This window comes from Rhizobium sp. CRRU65 (assembly GCF_048551595.1).
Classification (GTDB): Bacteria; Pseudomonadota; Alphaproteobacteria; order Rhizobiales; family Rhizobiaceae; genus Rhizobium; species Rhizobium leguminosarum_J.
Genome location: NZ_JBLYZH010000002.1, coordinates 532,628 through 551,311, shown reverse-complemented (window position 1 = coordinate 551,311; position 18,684 = coordinate 532,628). Strand labels below are relative to the sequence as shown.

Annotated in this window: 16 protein-coding genes and 1 pseudogene; 8 read left to right on the top strand and 9 right to left on the bottom strand. The window is 61.3% G+C overall.

What is annotated here, in order from left to right:
• Positions 1-86: 86 nt before the first annotated feature.
• Positions 87-1,277 carry a Na+/H+ antiporter NhaA gene (gene nhaA / locus ACM5SV_RS05780; RefSeq protein WP_419425118.1) on the top strand — a complete coding sequence of 397 codons (1,191 nt, stop codon included), beginning with the start codon at positions 87-89 and terminating at the stop codon, positions 1,275-1,277.
• Between the two features lie 302 nt (positions 1,278-1,579).
• Here the strand turns inward: nhaA and ACM5SV_RS05775 are convergent, their stop codons facing one another.
• Positions 1,580-2,485 carry an NAD(P)/FAD-dependent oxidoreductase gene (locus ACM5SV_RS05775; protein ID WP_419425117.1) on the bottom strand — a complete coding sequence of 302 codons (906 nt, stop codon included), beginning with the start codon at positions 2,483-2,485 and terminating at the stop codon, positions 1,580-1,582.
• Positions 2,486-2,616: 131 nt separating this feature from the next.
• Here ACM5SV_RS05775 and ACM5SV_RS05770 point away from each other — a divergent pair, with 131 nt between their 5' ends.
• Positions 2,617-3,072, top strand: coding sequence for an Rrf2 family transcriptional regulator (locus ACM5SV_RS05770; protein WP_419425116.1), 456 nt, complete (start codon positions 2,617-2,619; stop codon positions 3,070-3,072).
• Between the two features lie 418 nt (positions 3,073-3,490).
• Positions 3,491-5,281, top strand: coding sequence for an ABC transporter ATP-binding protein (locus ACM5SV_RS05765; RefSeq protein ID WP_419425115.1), 1,791 nt, complete (start codon positions 3,491-3,493; stop codon positions 5,279-5,281).
• A 127-nt stretch (positions 5,282-5,408) separates the two neighbouring features.
• On the opposite strand, the gene ACM5SV_RS05760 is transcribed toward ACM5SV_RS05765, so the two are convergent.
• The gene (locus tag ACM5SV_RS05760) at positions 5,409-5,888 is read right to left on the bottom strand and encodes a class I SAM-dependent methyltransferase (protein WP_012763538.1); all 480 of its coding nucleotides are present in this window, start codon (positions 5,886-5,888) and stop codon (positions 5,409-5,411) included.
• Between the two features lie 223 nt (positions 5,889-6,111).
• Between ACM5SV_RS05760 and ACM5SV_RS05755 the strand changes: the two genes are divergently transcribed.
• Complete coding sequence (locus ACM5SV_RS05755) at positions 6,112-7,287, top strand: DUF3095 domain-containing protein (protein WP_222017015.1); 1,176 nt, start codon at positions 6,112-6,114, stop codon at positions 7,285-7,287.
• Between the two features lie 70 nt (positions 7,288-7,357).
• Here ACM5SV_RS05755 and ACM5SV_RS05750 read toward each other — a convergent pair whose 3' ends face one another.
• From ACM5SV_RS05750 to ACM5SV_RS05730, 5 genes are all read right to left on the bottom strand, one after another.
• The gene (locus tag ACM5SV_RS05750) at positions 7,358-7,732 is read right to left on the bottom strand and encodes a tudor domain-containing protein (protein WP_003553546.1); all 375 of its coding nucleotides are present in this window, start codon (positions 7,730-7,732) and stop codon (positions 7,358-7,360) included.
• Positions 7,733-7,793: 61 nt separating this feature from the next.
• On the bottom strand, positions 7,794-8,180 hold the full coding sequence (locus ACM5SV_RS05745; RefSeq protein WP_260690377.1) for a hypothetical protein: 387 nt from the start codon (positions 8,178-8,180) through the stop codon (positions 7,794-7,796).
• 125 nt (positions 8,181-8,305) lie between these two features.
• A complete protein-coding gene (locus ACM5SV_RS05740) occupies positions 8,306-8,884 on the bottom strand; it encodes a cysteine hydrolase family protein (protein WP_128407027.1) in 579 nt (192 codons plus the stop codon).
• A 64-nt stretch (positions 8,885-8,948) separates the two neighbouring features.
• The gene (nadE, locus tag ACM5SV_RS05735) at positions 8,949-9,782 is read right to left on the bottom strand and encodes an ammonia-dependent NAD(+) synthetase (RefSeq protein WP_003553539.1); all 834 of its coding nucleotides are present in this window, start codon (positions 9,780-9,782) and stop codon (positions 8,949-8,951) included.
• Between the two features lie 44 nt (positions 9,783-9,826).
• Positions 9,827-10,072 (bottom strand): hypothetical protein, encoded by a 246-nt coding sequence (locus tag ACM5SV_RS05730; RefSeq protein WP_222017018.1) that lies wholly within the window; start codon positions 10,070-10,072, stop codon positions 9,827-9,829.
• Positions 10,073-10,185: 113 nt separating this feature from the next.
• Between ACM5SV_RS05730 and ACM5SV_RS05725 the strand changes: the two genes are divergently transcribed.
• Positions 10,186-10,719 (top strand): DUF4142 domain-containing protein, encoded by a 534-nt coding sequence (locus tag ACM5SV_RS05725; protein WP_003553535.1) that lies wholly within the window; start codon positions 10,186-10,188, stop codon positions 10,717-10,719.
• Between the two features lie 506 nt (positions 10,720-11,225).
• On the opposite strand, the pseudogene repC reads toward ACM5SV_RS05725, so the two are convergent.
• Both repC and ACM5SV_RS05715 read right to left on the bottom strand, forming a co-directional pair.
• Positions 11,226-11,537 (bottom strand): annotated as a pseudogene (gene repC, locus ACM5SV_RS05720) (replication initiation protein RepC); the annotation flags it as partial.
• A 38-nt stretch (positions 11,538-11,575) separates the two neighbouring features.
• Entirely contained in the window at positions 11,576-12,913 is a 1,338-nt protein-coding gene (locus ACM5SV_RS05715) for a nucleotide sugar dehydrogenase (RefSeq protein WP_222005193.1), read from the bottom strand.
• Positions 12,914-13,389: 476 nt separating this feature from the next.
• Here ACM5SV_RS05715 and ACM5SV_RS05710 point away from each other — a divergent pair, with 476 nt between their 5' ends.
• The 3 genes from ACM5SV_RS05710 (at position 13,390) to ACM5SV_RS05700 (ending at position 18,684) form a co-directional block, all read left to right on the top strand.
• Positions 13,390-14,733 (top strand): adenylate/guanylate cyclase domain-containing protein, encoded by a 1,344-nt coding sequence (locus tag ACM5SV_RS05710; protein WP_222005192.1) that lies wholly within the window; start codon positions 13,390-13,392, stop codon positions 14,731-14,733.
• Between the two features lie 154 nt (positions 14,734-14,887).
• Complete coding sequence (locus ACM5SV_RS05705) at positions 14,888-16,777, top strand: ABC transporter ATP-binding protein (protein ID WP_222017020.1); 1,890 nt, start codon at positions 14,888-14,890, stop codon at positions 16,775-16,777.
• Positions 16,777-18,684, top strand: a complete 1,908-nt coding sequence (locus tag ACM5SV_RS05700; RefSeq protein ID WP_222017022.1) for an ABC transporter substrate-binding protein — start codon at positions 16,777-16,779, stop codon at positions 18,682-18,684. Before ACM5SV_RS05705 ends, ACM5SV_RS05700 begins: the two co-directional genes overlap by 1 nt.

The window sequence follows — 18,684 nt, the reverse complement described above, 5'->3', positions numbered from 1 at the left end:
TCCGGATGGCGTGTGCTGCGTGCGCCGCGGGCTTCCCCGAAATCGACGGAGACGAAGATCAACCTTCCAGAAGGGAGCGCGAAACCATGTCCTTGCCGATCACGACCGGTCGCATTCAATCCACTCTCCGCGGATATCTTGACAACGAGGCCTCCGGCGGCGTCGTCTTGATGGCAGCCGCGGCCACGGCCCTTGCGGTGGCGAACTCGCCGCTGGCGGAAGCCTATTTTCATGCCCTCCATCTTTACCTCGGGCCACTGAGCTTGCAGCACTGGATCAATGACGCCCTGATGGCCGTGTTCTTCCTGCTCGTCGGTCTGGAGATCAAGCGCGAAATGCTCGATGGCCAGCTCTCGACCTGGAGCAGGCGAATTCTTCCCGGTGCCGCCGCGGCCGGAGGAATGCTCGCCCCAGCCCTCGTCTATCTGGCTTTCAATGCCGGGACGCCAGCAAGCCTCCGCGGTTGGGCGATCCCGACGGCCACCGACATTGCCTTCGCGCTCGGAGTGCTGTCGCTCTTTGGCAACCGGGTTCCGGCGTCCCTGAAAATCTTTCTGGCGGCGCTTGCCATTATCGACGACCTCGGCGCCGTCCTCGTCATCGCACTCTTCTATACAAACGGTCTCAACCTCCTGGCCCTTGCCGGAGCCGCCGCGGTTCTTGCCCTGCTGTTTTTCATGAACCGAGCCGGCGTGAAGACGCTGACGCTTTATCTCGGCCTTGGCGTCGCCTTGTGGGTGCTGATGTTCACCTCCGGGATCCACGCCACGCTTGCGGGCGTGCTGCTGGCCTTGACGATACCGATTAAGCTTTCTCCCGGCGCTCCGGAGGCTAGCGACGAAGAATCTCCGCTGCACCGGCTCGAACACCTGCTTCATCGACCAGTGGCATTCATCATCGTCCCACTCTTTGGCTTGGCCAACGCCGGCGTTTCCCTTCGCGGCACGTCCATCTCGAGTTTGGGAGACCCTCATACAATTGGCGTCGCCGCCGGACTGTTTGCTGGCAAGTTGCTTGGGGTTCTCTCCGTCGTTGGTCTCCTGGTGAAGCTACGTTTTGCGCAGCTTCCGGCAATGGCGAACTGGACGCAGATGACCGGTGTCGCGCTTCTTTGCGGCATCGGCTTCACAATGAGTCTCTTTATCGGTCTTCTCGCTTTCGATGACCCAGCGGTACAGGACAAGGTCAAGATCGGCATTCTGCTCGGTTCGGCGATCTCTGGCGTGGCCGGATCCGCGGTTCTGATGGCGAGCCGGCGGAAAAGCAGCCGGTTGTAGTCATCTACTAGTTCGCGGCGACGGCACTCGTGGACATCAAGTTCTTCGGAGGGTCTGCGCGCCGCGCCTCTTTGGATCCCACCTTCTCCGCCGCTTTCCTCGCTGCTGGAACAGGCGAACGCTTGCCATGTCAATGCATAAAAGACTGCACGCGAGCGGAAGGCGGGCCAGCATGTCTTTCGCGTACGCACATTGCGGCATTGCTGCGGTTTATCGCCCTCTCCCGAACTTGCCGGCTTGGCACGAATGGCCTCTCGACCGGCCAACTGCCCCAGCGGCCCGCCTAACGTGATGTTTGCGCCCTATGCGACCGACTGCATGACAAGCGATTGATGGCAATGCACGCCAGCGAGCACGCCTGAGGCGGAGGCGAGTGTGGCATTGTGCATGGCGCTTGCCGCATCGCCGGCGGCGAAGACACCCTTGATGGTGGTTTCCTTGTTCTCACCGGTGCGAATGACGGGTCCAAACGGGCCGTCGTCGAAGGCGCAGCCAAGCTGTTCGGCAACCGGGCTCGCCATCGTCGTTTTTGGCGCGACGAAGACGGCGTCGAGCGGCAGGATGCGGCCATCGGCGAGGCGAACGGCCTCAAGCTTCGGATCGTCGCCCAACAGTTCCACGATTGGGCTGCGCTCGATCCGGACGCCACGGCCAGTCAACTTCACCAACTGCTCTTCATCGGGCTCGAACAGCCCTTGAGTGAAAAAGGTCGTCGCACCCCAGTCCGGGATCATTACGGCCGAATGGGCCGAATGCGGATGGTTTGCGAGAACGCCGAGCTTGCCGCCGCTGACCTCAAAACCGTGGCAATAGGGGCAATGCAGCGCGGAGCGGCCCCATCGCTCCCGCAGGCCGGGGATTTCGGGCAGCGTGTCGCTGACGCCGGTTGCAAGCACGATGCGCGCGGCTCGTTCTTCGCCGCCGTCTTCGGTGCCGACAATGAAGGCGTCACCATCGCCCCGCGCGCGGACGACTTTCCCCTCGCGGATGGTGATGGTCGGATAAAGCGAAAGCTGCCGTTTGCCCTCCCGCATGATGGCCGCTGGCGTTTGTCCATCCTGGCCCAAGAACCCGTGCGAGGCTTCAGAAAAGCGATTGCGCGGCGCGCCGGCATCGACGAGCAGAACCCGCCGCCGCGCCCGGGCGAGCTGCATCGCGGCCGAAAGGCCGGCGAAGTTTCCGCCGATGATGATGGCGTCGAACGGCATGGGGCTCTCCTTGGATATTGAACTCATGACTCAACATAAGTTACATGAGCTGGCGCCGTCAAGCATCATGTTACTTGTCTTGTTACGATCGGCTTGCGATAATGAGCCGCCCGATCGACAGGAAGAAAACCATGCGCAATGACAGCCGCCTTTCACGCATGCTGCACGTGCTGATCCACATGGATAAGCACCAGCATTCGGCGACCTCCGACATGATTGCCAAGATGCTGAACACCAATCCCGTCGTCGTCCGCCGCACCATGGCCGGCCTTCGCGAAAAGGGCTACGTCCGCTCCGAAAAGGGCCATGGGGGCGGCTGGACGCTGGTGCGTCCGCTGTCCGAGATCACCCTGCTCGACGTCTACCGCGCCATCGGGGAGCCGCATCTCTTCGCCATCGGCCCAGCCGACGATCAGCCACAGTGTCTTGTGGAACAGGCGGTGAATGTCGTTCTCGGCGACGCGATGAAGGAGGCCCAGGCCCTGCTGCTGCAGCGATTGGACAGCGTCACGCTGGACAAGATCGCCGCCGACTTCGAGGCAAAACTGACCGCGCGCCCGGCCACATCCTATTCTTGCGCTTCCTGAGCGGCGATTACGTCCTGCGGTAGTGGAATAACGGTCTTTGTCGATGCCGCTTTGGGCGAACGAGCCGGCCGAACCGTCACCTTGCAAGCGCACAAGCTGTGTCGTTTCCGCATCACTTTCTGTAAGGTTGCAAATATCCGCTTGGCAATGGCGAAATGCTTCGGTACAAAACGCTCACCGCTTTAGTTCAAACATAGGGAGGCGTTGCATGCCAGCAATCATCGAAACCTTCCCTTGCGGAATGTCCCGACACTAGGTCATTTCCACTCGCGGCCCGCCGCAAGCGCGCCCGACACGCGGTTTTCCCTTAATTCATAGCCCGATTGATCTGACGGGGTCATTTCGTCTCCCGCTTGGGCCGTGCCATCCAACTCTCTATCCTGAGGACCGGCTGCCGACACGGCGCCGAGCGATTAAAATGACTCGCAAGAAGCTCGATTTCCGCGCCGATGCCTATCGCCATGTGCTCGGCTTTGTTTTCCATCATTGGAGCCATCGGCCTGTACTGGTGGGCATTATTGTCGTGCTGGTCATTGCCAGCACCCTGGCCGAAGTCATGGTGCCGGTGTTTTCCGGCCAGATCGTCGATGCCATCGCCGGCAGCAACGCGGCTGACCGGGCGCTGCGCGCCTTCGTCGTTGTCGTGGCGCTCGGCCTGACCAGCGTGGCACTGCGCTGGTTCATCTTCAACGGCATCATTCGGCTGACGCTGCGCACCATGGCGGATGTGACGAATAACGGTTTCCACAAGGTGCAGCGGTTTTCGACCGACTGGCACGCCAATAGCTTTGCCGGTTCGACGGTGCGCAAGATCACCCGCGGCATGTGGGCGCTCGACCAGCTCAACGACCTGCTGCTGGTCGCACTGCTGCCCTCCATCGTCATGCTGGTCGGCGCCAGTATCGTGCTCGGCAGCTACTGGCCGATCATGGGCCTGATCGTGGCCGCGGGCTCGCTGATCTACATCGGCGTGACCGTGGCGCTTTCCATGGGCTTCGTGTCGCCGGCGGCACGGCTTGCCAACGCCTGGGACACCAAGCTTGGCGGCGCGCTGGCGGATGCCATCAGCTGCAATTCGGTGGTCAAGGCCTTCGGCGCCGAAGGCCGTGAAGAGGTGCGCCTGCGCCAGGTGATGGCCAGATGGGACAGCCGCACGCGACGGACTTGGAAGCGCGGCACGTTGAGCGGCACGATCCAGGGTTTCCTGATGGTTTCCATGCAGGCCGGTATTCTGGGAACGGGCCTGATCATGTGGCGGCAGGGGCTGGCGACGCCTGGCGACATCACCTTCGTGCTGGCGATGTTCTTCGTCCTACAAGGTTATCTGCGCAATGTCGGCCAGGATATCCGCAATCTGCAGCGTGCCGTCAACGACATGGAGGAACTGGTGCTGCTCGACAAGATGCCGCTCGGTATCGAGGACAAGCCCAACGCCACGCCGATCGAGATTGGCGAGGGCGAGATCGTCTTCGATCGCATCACCTTCCAGTATGGCGCCCATCCCACGCCGCTTTATGACGACTTTTCGGTCACCATCAAGCCGGGTGAGCGCGTCGGCCTGGTGGGACATTCGGGTTCGGGCAAGACGACCTTCGTCAAGCTCATCCAGCGCCTCTATGACGTCAACTCGGGCCAAATCCGCATCGACGGACAGGATATCGCAGCGGTCAGGCAATCAAGCCTGCGCGGCCAGATCGCCATCGTGCAGCAGGAGCCCATCCTGTTTCACCGTACGCTGGCGGAAAACATCGCCTATTCCAGGCCGAACGCCTCGCGGCGCGAGATCGAACAGGCGGCGAAACAGGCGAGCGCCCACGACTTCATCATGGACCTTCCCAAGGGCTATGAGACGATGGTGGGCGAACGCGGCGTCAAGCTGTCGGGCGGCGAGCGGCAGCGTGTCGCCATTGCCCGTGCCTTCCTGGCCGATGCACCGGTGCTGATCCTCGACGAGGCGACATCGAGCCTCGACAGCGAAAGCGAAGTGCAGATCCAGCAGGCCATGGAACGCCTGATGAACGGCCGCACGACGCTGGTGATCGCCCATCGGCTGTCCACGGTGCGGGCGCTCGACCGGCTGCTGGTCTTCGACAAGGGAAAGATTGTCGAGGAAGGCGACCACCAGGCGCTGATCCGGCTCAATAACGGTATCTATCGCCGGCTGTTCGAGCGCCAGGCGCTGGAACTGACCAAGGGTCTGGTGGCGTGAACCAAAACGCGAGAGCGCCGCGTCTTTTCGAGAGCCGCGGCGCTGTAGCACTTTGAATGGCTGCATGATTTTAGCCCTAAATCGATGGCGATTTCAGGAATCACGCAAGTCAGGCCGATGCTGTCCTTTACGTCTTCCGGTAAAGGAAATAACGGCCTTCCTTGATGCCGTCAGGCAGCGGCAGCCCCACCAGCTCCGGATGCTCCAGCGGCAGCCCGCTGACGGCGATGCCGTTATGGGCAAGCACGCCGGCCATCAGTTGCGGCAGCCAGGTCAGCGTCACCGCGTCGATCTCGTCATGGCCGGTGCCGATATCGGCATGGGCAAGGGCCGCGCCGATGCCGACGAAGGCCTGGCCGGACTCGCGGATATTGCCGGTCACCATGTCTTCTGCCGCTGGTGTCGAGGCCGAATAGGAACGGACTTCCCAGTCGAAAGCGACGATGCGCCGGCCAGGAAAGTTCTCGCGCAGATGATCATAGGTGCGGCCGTTGCCAAGTCCGAACTCCAGCACCGGGCCTGGCGTTTCCCCCACCAGATCGATGATCGAGTTCAAAATGTCTCGCTGGGCCGTCAACCGGCGAATGAAGCTGTCGAGGCGGCTCATCTAATCTATATCCGTCATGAAATCGTCGGCGGTCCTGGTGGAATTCCAGCAAAAGTGCGAGAGCGGTTTTGCGCCGGAATTGCGTAAAAACAAAAAGATAGAGCGTTTCCGTGGGTCCGAAAAAGCACGAAATGCTCTAGCACATGAAACCTTGCCACGTCGATTGCCGTAAATGGGAATTGGCGTTGCAGTGGCGACATGGGTCTGTGCTAAGCTGGACGATATGAAAACCGTGACCGACGAAACCTTCTTTGCCGAAGTGCCGCTCTTCAACAAATTCGAGGGCGTGACCGACGCCGCCAACTACCGGCCGCTGCCGGATGGTTGGGTGCTGGCGCTGGCCGACATCGTCGGCTCGACGCCGGCGATCGCCGCCGGCCGTTACAAGGACGTCAACATGGCGGGCGCCAGCGTCATTTCAGCGGTGTTGAATTCCGTCGGCAAGGGCGATTATCCCTTCGTCTTCGGCGGCGACGGCGCTCTGATTGCGCTTCCGGGATCGTTGGAAAAGCCGGCGCGCGACGCCCTTGCCGCCGTGCAGGTCTGGGTCGAGGAGGATCTGGGCCTGACGCTGCGCGTCGCCATCGTGCCGGTCGCCGACACCCGCGCCGAGGGCCTCGACGTCCGCGTCGCGCGTTACTCCGTAAGCCCTCATGTCACCTATGCGATGTTCTGGGGCGGCGGCACCAGCTGGGCCGAAAGACAGATGAAGCTCGGCCGCTACGGCATTGCCCGCGCGGCCCCGGGGACGCGCCCGGATCTGACCGGCCTTTCCTGCCGCTGGAGCCCGATCGACGCCAGGCACGGCGAGATCGTCTCGATCATCGCGGTGCCCGGCGAAGGCCGGCCAGGGCAGGAATTCCGGGACCTCGTCAACGGCATCGTCGCCATCACCACCGAGCAGAACCGGGACAGCCATCCGGTGCCGGCGGATGGTCCGGACCTTGCCTTCTCGCTGCACGGCATCAACCGCGAGGCCAAGGCCACCGCGCCGGCTGGGCGGCGATTGCGGCAGAAGCTCATCATCTTCCTGCAGCTCGCCATCACGGTGGTGTTCTACAAGCTCGGCATTCCACTCGGCCGCTTCGACGCCCGCCGCTACAAGCGCGACGTCGCCGGCAATTCCGATTTCCGCAAGTTCGATGACGGGCTGAAGATGACGATCGACGTCGACGCCGAACATCTGAAACGGATCGAGACGCTGCTGGAAGCGGCACGCGCCAAGGGCATTGCCCGCTACGGCCTGCATCGGCAGGCCTCGGCGCTGATGACCTGCTTCGTGCCGACGCCGATCTCGCGCGACCACATGCATTTCATCGACGGCGCGGCCGGCGGTTATGCGGTGGCCGCAAGCCGGATGACCGGCAAGGTGCTTGCGACAGCGCCGCATCAAACGTGATCGCCCGAAGAAAATAAACCCATCGCTTTGACGGCGACGGGCTGATCTCGCATTGGTTCAAGCAAAGACTTTATCGTGAACGGCAGCGACCGGTCCGCGTGGTCTCCTTGTCGCCGTCATCATAGGCAATACCGATCTTCTCGCCGCCAAGCGAGGTGATCTTGCCTGCATACCAATCGCCAGCACCCTTGTAGTTGCACTCTACCTTCATCCCGATGACCCAGTCGTAAGGACGCACATCGCTCAAGGAAACAGTTTCCTTATCGCCGTCATCATATCGGATCGTGACCTTCCCGCCCGAGGCGCTGTCGATAACGCCAGGGAACCAATAACCGGCCCCCTTGTAGTTTCCGAGAACCCAGTCGCCTTTGGTCTGCGCGGATGCGACAGAAGCGCAGGAGCACATGACACCGATTGCGATAGCCGCGGCAACAAAACTCTTCAAGATAGTCCTCCCTCGGAACTCATCCAATCCGCCCCCAAATGGTTGCGGCAAGATCAGCAGCTTAAAGCGCGGTGATGAAATCTGCCTTAACAACAGAAAGGGAGTAAGTCCGCTCACCATCGGAGAAGATTGCGGTTGGCGTCGTAGCTATAGGCTTGCCAGAAAGCTGCGTGATTTGATTAAGGTGGTGGCTGGTCGAAAGGCCGGTGTTGACGATACCGGACAGACGGGGGTCGTGCGTGTTGTCAAGGTAGCATGTCGCCCGCAAACCATTGATCGGGCGCCGAAGAGCGAACCGCGGCCAACGCCTTTCGCGTTTACGCCGGATGACACCTGCCACGTCTTCTAACTCGACGACTCGCCGCGGATCGAGTGGTGCCAAAACATCGTCGAAAAATGAAACCATTGTCTCAAGGTCGCGAGCGCCGATCATGATGTGACTGAACATGGTGAGTTCCCGTGTCAAAAAGTCCGCGACGCGCCGCGAATCTACGGTCCTTGTAGGGATGGGAGATCTGACTTCGCTGTCCGGCAAGAGAAGGTAGCTGCGCGCCGGAAGATTCCAGCGCTTGTTCATAACTGGCGGAGAACGTCCTCCGTCGACGAGATTTCCAACTGCACCGAGAACCTATCTCCCAACAATTCGAGCGAGGCGTCATGAGTATCATCGGCACCGCTACAAACGGCGTCCTTCAGAAGGATGACACGATAGCCAAGGTCAATAGCTCCAAGGGCTGCGGCCAGCACACATACGTCCGTTTCCCCGCCCGAGATCGCGAGGGTCTGAACCCCTTCCCCTGCCAGGACGCGGTGAAGCTCGCCGGTGGTCCACGGAGAATAGGTCATCTTGTCGAAGATCCGGGCGGGTGGAACCAACGCCTTGAGTGACGGGACGAGATCGACCATGTCTGGTCCCAGTCGTTCGAGGGTCATGGTGTCCCATTTCTCGTAGTAGCTCCGCCACATGCCATGCATGTCCTCTGCCCGCTTGGGCGGCACGAAGCGCGTGAACACCGTGCGCTGCGGATAGCGCCGCGAAATTTCCTGGATCTGAGGCGAGACCTCCTTCATCCACGGCACATGCCAGGGCGTGTTTTCCGCGAACATCCGCTGCATATCGATGCACAAGTGAATCCAGTGGCTGTCGTTCATCGTCTCCTCCCTCCAACACGAACCAACATCACAGACTGCGGTTCCCAACGGCGGCCGACGCTTTTCACCCCGCTCTTTCGTCGATCGGCGCCACGGGCAGCGCGCGTTTGTGCGCACTTGCCCAGTAAGTTTTGAGAATACGCTTCCTTGCTGGCTCGGCGATCGCCTTCCCCTCGAGAAAATCATCAATGTTGTCGTAGGTGACGCCATAGACATCTTCATCGGGACGAAGAGGCGCGTCAGATTCAAGGTCCGCAGTCGGCACCTTGAATACCAGTTCCCGCGGAGCGCCCATATGCTCGGCCATGGCCCTCACCCGTCGTTTGGTCAGGCCGGCAAGCGGCAATATGTCAGCTGCTCCATCGCCGAACTTTGTGAAGAACCCCATGAGAGCTTCGGCCGCTTGATCAGTCCCGATTACCAATCCTCTGGTTAACCCAGCCAGCGCGTACTGCGCGACCATTCGCTGGCGTGCTTTGATGTTGCCGAGATGGAAATGTTTGCGAGCCGGCTCCACCAGATCTTCTCCCTCGGCCATGACCGCGTCGAGCATGGCGTCTGCTGCTGGCTGTATATCGACCGTGACGACACGATCCGGGCCAATGACGTCTAGCGACTTTTGCGCGTCTGTCTCGTCGGCCTGGACACCATACGGCAGTCGAACTGCAATGAACTGCGCATCGCATCCATCCGCTCGAACTTCCGAGACTGCGGCTTGCGCGAGTAGACCGGCGACAAGCGAGTCGACGCCACCGCTTATCCCAAGAACGAAAGTTCGGCAGGAAGCCTGGCGCAGATAACGGCCCAGGAAATCGATGCGACGCCGAACCTCAAGCGCCGCATCGAAATCGGCGGTGACCCCGAGTGTCCGAGATATTGACAGCTGGTCTTGGTCCATTTGATCCGTAGCCTGTTTGGCTTATCGTTATCTGCCGAGGTAACTCAGGACAGCAGAGGCTGCTCTTTCTTCCAGTCCCGGTAAGGGGTCAGCATTTGCCCAGGAAAGCGCCGCTCGATCTCTTCTTCCACGAGCGTAATCCGTGAAAGGGTTTCCTCCCTATCCCTGATGTCATGCTCGCTATGCTTTTCCAGCGAGCTCATGGCAGCAAAAACCTCATCGCTCGTCATCGCCTCAAGCCGGGTCGCGAAATCCGAAATGTCTTCGTTCAAAATGTCATTGGCTACCATTACTGCTCTCCCTGCTTGCGCTGCAAACCATGGGGATATGAAATTGTTCCTTCTCTCGGAACTCGATTGCGTCGCGAAAGTTTATGGGGCGATCGACAACGGGAGTATCCTGCATGAAAAAAACCCTCATTCTGGCATCTATCCTCATGGCAACCGCCGGATCCGCTACCTTCGCCCAGTCCACGGCCGAGAAAACCGGCGTCAACTCCGTGATGGGTGTCGCACCGAAGACCGAAGATTTCGTCGTCGAGGCGGCCAGCAGCGACATGTTCGAGATTGAATCCAGCAAGCTCGCCCTGGAACGGTCGGACGACAAGACCAAGGCATTTGCACAGCAGATGCTGACCGACCACCAGAAGACGTCGGACGAGTTGAAGGCTATGGTCACATCCGGAAAGGTGAAGGGGACGATCCCCGCAGCCATGTCCTCTTCTCATCAGGGAATGCTAGACGATCTGGCGAAACTTCAGGGCGATGACTTCACCAAGCAGTATCATTCTGACCAGGAAGACGTGCATGAGGACGCGGTCGATCTATTCAAGCGTTACGGCGACGAGGGTGAAAATGCCGAGCTGAAGGCTTGGGCGGCAAAAACCCGGCCGGCTTTGGAGCATCATCTTCAGATGGCAACGGAGCTGAACAAGTAATCGTGTACCCGCCCCCGCTAGTATGGCGGGGGCTTTTTCTTGGTCAAGCTATGCTGATCGGCTACCACGCTTCGCACGAGCAATTCTCTCCTAGGCAGCCTGGAGCGCGTCCAGGCAGCGGAGGGGGCCGGATTTCAGGCTGTGATAACCTCGGATCACCTTGCGCCGTGGAGCTCGAGGCAGGGGAATTCCGGGAATAACTGGGCCCCGCTCGGCGCAGTCATGGCGAAAACAACAGTCCCGTTCGGGAGCCTCGCCATACCGGGAAGCTGGTGCTGGCTCACCTCATCGCAATCCTGTCCGAAATGTTCCCGGATCGATTGCGCTGGGTCGCCATGGGCAGTGGCGAAGCGTTGAATGAGACGGCCGTCGGCCGCGGATGGCAGAGAAGGCGGAACGGAACCTCAGGACAGAGGCTGGCGCCGAGATGATCAGACGCCTGCCAACGGGAGACGTTTTGAATTGCGATGCCTTGGCTGCGTAAACACATCGGCTCTTGCGAAAACTCGCCGCGCCTTCGCTGTCAAATCCCGAAGGTGGCCGCCAGCCGAATTGATGTGGCCCGCCCGTTCGCGGATGCAGGCGATTGCGTTCGCCGCCCCGACTTGCCCGGGGGCTTCACAGGCCTCCTCGTAGGCCGATGGGCTGACCTCAACATTTGCCGGATGGTGACGGCAGCCGCCATCATGTCCCGCCCGCTACTGATCGAGCCGCCTGGCCCATATGCGGTTATCTCGGGGCAGGCCCCGCAAAACCATCGACAACGGAAAGACTTCCGGTTCGCCCTTTCCGCTCTGCTCGCTTGTTTGGCTCGGATCTTTCGCCCTTGAATCGATTCCGAGCAAAGGCGTTTTCATCATGCCTTGATGACGTGATCGGCCGAAAGTCCGAGCCGGTTGAAGACGTTGCGCGTGTCGATGATCAGCGGGGCGCTATTTGCGAGCGCCGTATAATCCACCCTGTCGTGATCGGTCGAGACCAGCACCGCATCATAGCCGGCAATGGTATCAGGCGTCAGCGTCACCGACTTGCGGCCTTTCAGCGCCTGGTATTCGCGCGTCGGCGGTATCTCGGCGACGAAGGGATCATGGTAGTCCGCGTGTCCGCCACGCTCCTCGATGATCTCGATCAGCCGCAGCGACGGGCTCTCGCGGATATCGGCGACGTTCTTCTTATAGGCAAGCCCGAGCACCAGCACCCTGCTGCGGCTCAGCGCCTTGCCGGCGCGGATGTCGAGTGCTTCGGCAAGTTTGCCGACGATATAACGCGGCATTGACGAATTGATCTCGCCGGCGAGCTCGATGAAGCGGGTCGGCAGCTCGTATTCGCGCGATTTCCAGGTGAGGTAGAAGGGATCGATCGGGATGCAATGACCGCCAAGGCCGGGGCCGGGATAAAACGGCATGTAGCCGAAGGGCTTGGTCTTGGCGGCGTCGATGACTTCCCAGACGTCGATGCCCATGGCCGCGTAGACGGTCTTCAGTTCGTTGACGAGAGCGATATTGACCGAGCGGAAGATGTTTTCGGTGAGCTTCACGGCCTCGGCCGTCGCATTCGAAGAGACGGGAACGACCGAGGATACCGCCGCACCATAGAATGCCTTCATCAGCGCCAGCGCCTCGGGCCCGTCGCCGGCGACGACCTTCGGGATCGTGGCGGTATGATAATGCTGGTTGCCGGGATCCTCGCGCTCCGGCGAGAAGCCGACGAAGAAGTCCGAGCCGGATTTCAGCCCGGTGCCTTCGAGAATGACCTTCACCACGTCATCGGTCGTGCCGGGATAGGTGGTCGATTCCAACACGACGAGCTGACCGGGGCGCAAATGCGCGGCGATCGAGCGCGACGTCGCCTCGACGAAGGAAAGGTCGGGATCGCGATGCTTGGTGAGCGGCGTCGGCACGCAGATGATGACAACGTCGCACTCGGCAAGTCCGGCGAAATCGTTCGTCGCCTTGAAGCGGCCGGCATCGATCTCGGCCGAAAGTGCTGCGTCGGTCACCGAGTCGATATAGGAGCGGCGGGCATCGAGCGCCACCATCTTGCCCGGGTCGATGTCGAAGCCGGTGACAGCAAAGCCGCTGCGCGCCACCGCCATCGCCAGCGGCAGGCCGACATAGCCAAGCCCGATGATGCCGGCGCGAGCCGTGCGAGTTTCGATCTTCTGCAAAAGCGTATCGAAGGAGGAGCTGGCCAAGGCGGGATCTTTCAAACGGGGAAGAGAAGGTTGATCTAATGCATGATCCAGGCAAATTAAACCCAGGCGCGGATCTTCCTCTCACGCTGGCGGTGCTGCTGTCCTGTTCGCGTCGATGACTGCCCCTCGTCAGCCGATCTCCTAACAGCACAACACCCTTGGTCGGGTGTTGCGGAAATGACTCAGGCCATGCTGTTTGCTGCAACTTCAGCGCACAAAAAAATATAGATCCCATTGTTTCGCACTTGCAGCATCCCTATTTTGACTTTCGATATTGAACCACCTGGAAAGGATTACCCGTCCGATCCCCGACATGGGGAGTCGAGGGGCGCCGCCGCCGGGCTTTCGGCGGATCCGTTGACACAATAATACCGCTCGTACATCCTGATTTCCTTGTGACCTGCGCATGAAAATGGGCCGGCCGGGGGGACTTTTGGCTCTTGGGGATGGCGTGCCTTATGAGGATCATACCGAGAATGAGCACGATCGAATCCAGCGTGTCGTCCATCCTGTTGGACCGGGTCGCTGAATGGCTGACGAACTCTTCGCTGGCCGGAGACGAGCTTGAAAACATTGTCCGCGGTTTTTGCGAAAGGCTGACTGCCGCGGGCCTGCCGCTCGCGCGCGTGCATCTTTCCTTTTCGATGCTGCACCCGCTCTACGATGCGCTGAGCTTCACCTGGCGGCGCGCCAGCGGCGTCACCATCGAGGGCTTTCGCATGCCCGCGGGGCAAAAGCCGGACCGCTTCCTGCAGAGCCCGTATTATTACCTGCTCGACAACAATCTGCAGCACATCCGCCGCCGGCTGATCCAGGATGGGCCGAACGAATTTCCGATTTTCGAGGACCTGCGCAAGGACGGCATCACCGATTACCTCGCCTTCGTGCAGCCCTTCGGCGACGGCTCGGTGCAGGGCATGATGGGTTCCTGGTCGACGGACCACAACACCGGCTTTTCCGACGACATGATCGATGCGCTGCTCAGGATGCAGAACCATCTGGCGGTCGCCGCCAAGATGGCGGTGCTCGGCAAGCTCGCCAACAACATGCTGACCACCTATCTCGGCGGCGACGCCGGCAAGCGGGTGCTGAACGGCCAAATCCGCCGCGGCGACGGTGAGACGATCCGCGCCGCCCTCGTCATGGGCGACATGCGCGAATCCACCGTCTATGCCGAAAAGGAAGGCCGGCAGGCCTATATCGACACGCTGAACCAGTTCTTCGACGCGATCGCAGCCCCCTTCAACCGCAATGGCGGCGAGATCCTGAGTTTCCTCGGCGACGGCTTTCTCGCCGTCTATCCTTGCGGGCGCCATAAGGACCCATCGAAAATTGCCTGCGAGGCGGCGCTTTCGGCCGTGCATCAGGCGCAGGCGCGGGTCGCCGAACTCAACAGGGACCGCGAGCAGAAGGGCCTGACCAGGGTCGGCTACGGCATCGGCCTGCATGTCGGCAACGTCATGTTCGGCAATGTCGGCCTCAAGGACCGCCTGACCTTCTCGGCCTTCGGCTCGGCGGTCAACGAGGTCCAACGTCTGCAGATCCTGACCAAGAAATACGGCCGCGAGGTCGTCGCCAGCCAGGCCTTCGCCGGCTATTGCGGCGGCGAGTGGACGACGCTCGGCGAAGAGAAGCTGCGCGGCATCCGCCAGAAGGTGACGGTGCTGCAGCCGCGCGCGCCGGCGCCGGCGATCAACGTCGACGACAGCTTCCGCGAGGCCGTGCAGAACGGACTTTCGGAAGCCGAGCAGGTCATTCTCCTGCATCGCGACGCCAAGAAACATGTCGAGCGCACCAGCATGGAGAAATTCATCCAGTAACAGCCTAGAACCCTTGTCATAATCTGCGCGTCACGCCTTGGGAACTTCGGCGGGACGTGGGGGTTTTTCTATGATTGTCATCAGCTAGACACCCCGTTTGCGGTACGATAGTGTGACTTAACGGGAACATAGAAGACTGGGGAATTTCATTGGTATGGCGTCTGCAGCCGATCTGTTGCGTATTGAAAATCTCGACGTCTCCTTCTCGGTTTTCGGTGACCGGTTACGCGTCGTAAAACAAGCCAATCTTCGCATTCTTCCGGGTAAGGTCACCGCTCTCGTCGGTGAATCCGGCTCGGGAAAATCGGTGATCAGCCAGTCGATCATGGGCATCCTGCCCAATCCGGCCAAGGCCACGGGCAGCATCCTGTTCACCGATCCGCTCGACGGCTCCACGACCGATATCCTATCCTTTCCGCGCGACAGCGAGGAAATGCGCGACCTGCGCGGCCGGCGCATGGCGACGATCTTCCAGGAGCCGATGACCTCGCTCTCGCCGCTGCATACGATCGGCAACCAGATCAGCGAAGTGCTGCTGATCCATACCGAAGCCGACAAGCAGGAAGCCCGTGAAAAGACCGAGGAGATGCTCGGCCTGGTCGGCTTTTCCAACCCCCATCGCACCTACGACATGTATCCGTTCGAACTGTCCGGCGGCATGCGCCAGCGCGCGATGATCGCCATGGCGCTGATCTGCAAGCCGGCGCTGTTGATCGCCGACGAGCCGACGACGGCGCTCGACGTGACGATCCAGGCGCAGATCCTCGAATTGCTCCGCGAGCTGCAGGCCAAGCTCGGCATGGCGATGCTGCTCATCACCCACGATCTCGGCATCGTCGCCAACATGGCAGACGAGGTGGTCGTCATCTATCACGGCGAGATCATGGAAGCAGGACCGGTCGAAGCGATCTTCCGCAATCCGCAGCATCCCTATCTCAAGGGCCTGATGGCCGCCGTTCCGCATTTCGACATGAAACCCGGCGAGCGACTGAAAGCGCTGCGCGATGTAACGGTCAATCTCGAAGCCCTGGTCGGCAAGAAGAAGCCCCTGCAGGCGGAGGCGCCGGGCATCCTGCTATCCGTTGCCAACCTCTCGAAGACATACAAGACGCGCAAGCGCAGTTTCTTCGGCAAGCACGAAGCCACCGTCCTGCGAGCCGTCGACGACGTCAGCTTCGACATCCGCCGCGGCGAATGTCTTGGTCTGGTCGGCGAGTCCGGCTGCGGAAAGACGACGCTCAGCAAGATCCTGATGCGCGCCATCACGCCGGACAGCGGCGCGGTGGTGTTTAACGACGGCAAGGAGGTCGTCGACGTCCTCTCCGTCAAGGGCGCCGAACTGCAGGACATGCGCACCAAGATCCAGATGGTGTTCCAGGATCCGGTCTCCTCGCTCTCGCCGCGTATGACGGTGCGCAACATCCTGAGCGAACCGCTCGAGATCCATGACCGCGGCGACAGCGACGAGCGCAAGCGCAAGGTCGAGGGGCTGATGGCGGCAATCGGCCTCGACAAGCGTTATCTCAGCCGTTACCCGCACAGTTTTTCGGGCGGCCAGCGCCAGCGCATCGGTATCGCGCGCGCACTCGCGCTCGGCCCGAAGCTCGTCATTCTCGACGAGCCGGTCTCAGCGCTCGACGTCTCCGTGCAGGCGCAGATCCTCAATCTGTTGAAGGACTTGCAGAAGGAACTGGGGCTTACCTATCTGTTCATTTCGCACAATCTCGCCGTCGTCGATTACATGGCCGACCGCATCGCGGTGATGTGCAAGGGCCGCATCGTCGAGATCGCGCCGCGCGAGATCATCCTGCGCGATCCGGTGCACCCCTATACGAAATCGCTGCTCGCCGCCGTCCCCTTCCCCGATCTCGACCGGCCGCTCGATTTCAAGGCGCTCAGGGAAAACGGCGCCGCCGACAAGCAGAACTGGGGCGCGACCTTCACCGCCGAGCACGACGACGCTTCCGAGCTTGCCTATGCCGATCTCGGCGACGGCCATCTGGTGCGCGCCCGCAAGGGCGCCGATATCAGGGAGTTGCGCTGATGGTGACGCGTCGCATCTTTCTCGGCGGCCTCGTCGGTGCGGCGATCGCGCCCGCGGTGCTTCGCGCCGGACAGGCCAGCGAGCCGGAATTCCTCAAGGAGCGGCTGACATCAGGCAGCCTGCCGCCGATGGCCGAGCGCATTCCCGCCCGCCCGCGTATCGTCAATCTCAAGGAGATGGGGCTCGAACCCGGTGCCTACGGCGGCACGGTGCGCACCATTATCGGCAGCCAGCGCGACATCCGCTTCATGACGATCTACGGCTATGCCCGCCTGGTCGGCTACAACAAGCACTTGCAGTTCCAGCCGGACATCCTGGCTTCCTTCCAGTCCGAGGACGACACGGTCTTCACCTTCACGCTGCGCGAGGGCCATAAATGGTCCGACGGCCAGCCGTTCACGGCCGACGATTTCCGCTACTGGTGGGAAGACGTCATTCTGAACGACAAGCTGACGCCCGGCGGCGGCGCGCTGGAGCTTCGTCCGCACGGCAGCCTGCCGCGCTTCGAAATGCTCGATCCGCTGACCGTGCGCTACACCTGGGAAAAACCCAACCCGATGTTCCTGCCGACGCTGGCCGGCCCGCAGCCGCTCGTCATCTTCGGCCCCGGTCATTATCTCAAGCAGTTCCACAAGAAATTCCAGCCGGACCAGGCGAAGATGGACGAGATGATGAAGACCTACCGCGTCAAGAAGTGGCAGGATCTGCACATCAAGATGGCGCGTTCCTACCGTCCGGAAAATCCGAACCTGCCGACGCTCGATCCCTGGCGCAATACGACGCCGCTGCCGTCCGAGCAGTTCGTCTTCGAGCGCAACCCGTTCTTCCACCGCGTCGACGAAACCGGCCGGCAGCTTCCCTATCTCGACCGTTTCATCCTCAACGTCTCCTCCTCGTCGATCATCGCCGCCAAGGCGGGTGCAGGCGAAGCCGACCTGCAGGTGACAGGCATCGATTTCAACGACTACACCTTCCTGAAGGAGGCCGAGAAGCGCTTCCCGGTAAAGGTCAATCTCTGGAAGCTCGCGCGCGGCTCGCGCATCACGCTGCTGCCGAACCTCAACTGCGCCGACGAGGTATGGCGCGGCCTCTTCCGCGACGCGCGCCTGCGCCGGGCTTTGTCGCTGGCGATCGACCGGCACGAGGTCAACATGGTCGCCTTTTACGGCCTCGGCACGCCAAGCGCCGATACCGTCCTGCCCGACAGCCCGCTCTTCAAGCAGGAATATGCCGACGCCTTCGTGAAGTTCGATCCCGACGAGGCCAACCGTCTGCTCGACGAGCTCGGCTTGACCAAACGCGGCGACGACGGCATGCGGCTGCTGCCCGACGGGCGGCGCGCCGAGATCACCGTCGAGACCGCCGGCGAGAGCAATCTCGACACCGACGTGCTGGAGCTGGTGCACGACCACTGGGCCAATATCGGCCTGGCGCTTTATACCCGGACCTCGCAGCGCGACGTCTTCCGCAACCGCGCCATGAGCGGTTCGATCATGATGTCGATCTGGTACGGCCTCGACAATGGCGTGCCGACGGCCGACATGTCGCCGGCCGGCCTTGCGCCGACGCTCGACGATCAGCTGCAATGGCCGCTCTGGGGCATGCATTACCTTTCCGCCGGCCAGGAGGGCGTCGCGCCTGATCTGCCGGAGGCAGCCGAACTCGTCGACCTGCTTGGCCAATGGGGCTCGACGGCGAAATTCGAGGAGCGCCAGGTGATCTGGCACAAGATGCTGGCGCTCTACACGCAGCAGGTGTTCTCGATCGGTCTCATCAACAGCACGCTGCAGCCCGTTCTTTGCGCCGCCAAGCTGCAGAACCTGCCGGAGAAAGCGCTCTACGGCTTCGATCCCACCTCCTATCTCGGCGTCTACATGCCGGATGCATTCTGGTACAAGGAGGCCTGA

Excerpts from the sequence above, each read along its gene's own strand:
- nhaA (WP_419425118.1), top strand. The coding sequence starts at position 87 with ATGTCCTTGCCGATCACGACCGGTCGCATTCAATCCACTCTCCGCGGA.
- ACM5SV_RS05775 (WP_419425117.1), bottom strand. The coding sequence starts at position 2,485 with ATGCCGTTCGACGCCATCATCATCGGCGGAAACTTCGCCGGCCTTTCG.
- ACM5SV_RS05770 (WP_419425116.1), top strand. The coding sequence starts at position 2,617 with ATGCGCAATGACAGCCGCCTTTCACGCATGCTGCACGTGCTGATCCAC.
- ACM5SV_RS05765 (WP_419425115.1), top strand. The coding sequence starts at position 3,491 with ATGACTCGCAAGAAGCTCGATTTCCGCGCCGATGCCTATCGCCATGTG.
- ACM5SV_RS05760 (WP_012763538.1), bottom strand. The coding sequence starts at position 5,888 with ATGAGCCGCCTCGACAGCTTCATTCGCCGGTTGACGGCCCAGCGAGAC.
- ACM5SV_RS05755 (WP_222017015.1), top strand. The coding sequence starts at position 6,112 with ATGAAAACCGTGACCGACGAAACCTTCTTTGCCGAAGTGCCGCTCTTC.
- ACM5SV_RS05745 (WP_260690377.1), bottom strand. The coding sequence starts at position 8,180 with ATGTTCAGTCACATCATGATCGGCGCTCGCGACCTTGAGACAATGGTT.
- ACM5SV_RS05740 (WP_128407027.1), bottom strand. The coding sequence starts at position 8,884 with ATGAACGACAGCCACTGGATTCACTTGTGCATCGATATGCAGCGGATG.
- nadE (WP_003553539.1), bottom strand. The coding sequence starts at position 9,782 with ATGGACCAAGACCAGCTGTCAATATCTCGGACACTCGGGGTCACCGCC.
- ACM5SV_RS05730 (WP_222017018.1), bottom strand. The coding sequence starts at position 10,072 with ATGGTAGCCAATGACATTTTGAACGAAGACATTTCGGATTTCGCGACC.
- ACM5SV_RS05725 (WP_003553535.1), top strand. The coding sequence starts at position 10,186 with ATGAAAAAAACCCTCATTCTGGCATCTATCCTCATGGCAACCGCCGGA.
- ACM5SV_RS05710 (WP_222005192.1), top strand. The coding sequence starts at position 13,390 with ATGAGCACGATCGAATCCAGCGTGTCGTCCATCCTGTTGGACCGGGTC.
- ACM5SV_RS05705 (WP_222017020.1), top strand. The coding sequence starts at position 14,888 with ATGGCGTCTGCAGCCGATCTGTTGCGTATTGAAAATCTCGACGTCTCC.
- ACM5SV_RS05700 (WP_222017022.1), top strand. The coding sequence starts at position 16,777 with ATGGTGACGCGTCGCATCTTTCTCGGCGGCCTCGTCGGTGCGGCGATC.